Below are 1,645 nucleotides of genomic sequence, written 5' to 3' on the forward strand. Positions count from 1 at the left end.
CCACGTACGTGGCCTGTGCGCCATGGGCGCGCAGCGCGGCGAGCTGGTCGCGGATGGCGCGCTGCCGCAAGCGGGTGTTCGGCTTCCTGCTCGGCGAGGGCGTGCAGCGGGGCCTCGGGTGAGTCCTCTCCTGCTTCGCGGGCCGTTTCCTCGCAGGCGGCCCGCAGTGCCTCGACCGTGTCCAGCCCGGCAGCCCAGGAAGGTTCTTCGTCCAGTGGTGTCGGGCCGAGCAGAAGGTAGCCGCAGGGATGAGTGCGCGACAGTGCCTCGGCGCACCAGGCGGTGATGCCCCGGCCACCGCCGGTGACCAGGAGCAGGTCGTCCGTGGTGAGTCCGGCGTGCGGGCGGGGAGCAGGCAGCACAGGCCGGGGGACGGCGGACAGGCACGGGGTGCGGCGGCCCTCGGTGTCGATGCCGACCTCGCGCACGTCGGTGGCGATGTCGGCGACTTCGGCGGCGAAGGCGTCCGCGACCGCGTCGGCCGGCAGGTCGGGCGTGATGTCGAGGGCACGGCAGAACAGCGTCGTGGCCTCCAGGGCGACAGTCTTGACCAGTCCTGCGAGGCCGCCTGCGAGAGCGCGCACTTGGTCGCCGCCTGCACCGACGCAAAGACCCGGAAAGTGGGACGACACAAGGGGGCGGAAGAGCGGCAACCCCGGAAGCCAAGCGGTCTGAGGTACGACCCACCACCCTCTTGGGTGAATTGCGCGGATCATGACAATGATCCGAAGGCATGCCTGGTGTCCTGGGGGCGCCCCATCAAAGGGGCGTCCGCGAAGACACGGAGGCTGACCATGCGGCTTTCACGGCACGCCACGCAAGCCCCACCCCAAGCCCGGACAAGCAGATACGGAACCGCCCTGGCCGTCGCCGTCCTGGCGTTGTCCACCTTGCTCCTGCAGTCGCCGGCCACTGCCGCCGAGCACCGTGCCGTGGCAGCACCGTCCGGTGACTACTGCTCGCCGGCCGAAGAGTTCTATGGCGGTGGCCAGTACACGTACACCCGAGTCCAGGTCTGCCTGAACTTCGGCTCCAGCAACCAGGTCATCGTCAGGAACAGCCAGACCCAGTACCAGTGGGGCGGCGCCTGGTACTACGCGGACAACAACTACCCGGCACGCTGGAACGCCAACGGGTCGGTGAGCAAGAGCGGTCAGTCCGGCAACTACGCCACCCCCAACCCGGTCACCCAGGGGTCGGCCAACGGCTCTGCAAGCGGCGGTTCTCCAGCGGCCCTCAACGGCTGCGGAAGCTACAGCGTCACCATGACCTTCCACCAGAGCGGCCCGTACTGGAACGACAGCAGCAACGACATCAACAGCGGCCAGCGCAGCTACACCATCAGCGTGCCCTGCTAGGGACTGTCCGGCGAGTCATGAGCGGATCCAGAGGCGTACCGCAGCAACGGTAACGGTGCTGTGGAAGACGTAGGCACGCTTGTCAAAGCGGCTGGCCATAGCCCGGAAGCCTTTGAGGGCATTGGTGGTCCGCTCGACTTCGTTGCGGCGCCTGTACATCGTGCTGTCAAAGCCGGTGGGCCGGCCGCCCGCGCTGCCTCGGCGCTGGCAGTTGGCCCGCTGGTCTTTACGTTCCGGCATGGTGTGTTTGATCCGCCAACGTCGTAGATAACGCCGGTTGCGGCGGG

1 protein-coding gene and 2 pseudogenes are annotated in these 1,645 nt (G+C 68.1%); 1 reads left to right on the forward strand and 2 read right to left on the reverse strand.

Going from position 1 to position 1,645, the window contains the following annotated elements; all coding sequences use genetic code 11:
• Positions 1-584: pseudogene (locus B073_RS39340) on the reverse strand (hypothetical protein); the annotation flags it as partial.
• Positions 585-932: 348 nt separating this feature from the next.
• Between B073_RS39340 and B073_RS0107185 the strand changes: the two are divergent.
• On the forward strand, positions 933-1,358 hold the full coding sequence (locus B073_RS0107185; RefSeq protein ID WP_234025013.1) for a hypothetical protein: 426 nt from the start codon (positions 933-935) through the stop codon (positions 1,356-1,358).
• Between the two features lie 15 nt (positions 1,359-1,373).
• Here B073_RS0107185 and B073_RS43655 read toward each other — a convergent pair.
• Positions 1,374-1,645: pseudogene (locus tag B073_RS43655) on the reverse strand (IS5/IS1182 family transposase); the annotation flags it as partial.

The organism is Streptomyces sp. MspMP-M5 (genome assembly GCF_000373585.1).
Taxonomy (GTDB): Bacteria; Actinomycetota; Actinomycetes; order Streptomycetales; family Streptomycetaceae; genus Streptomyces.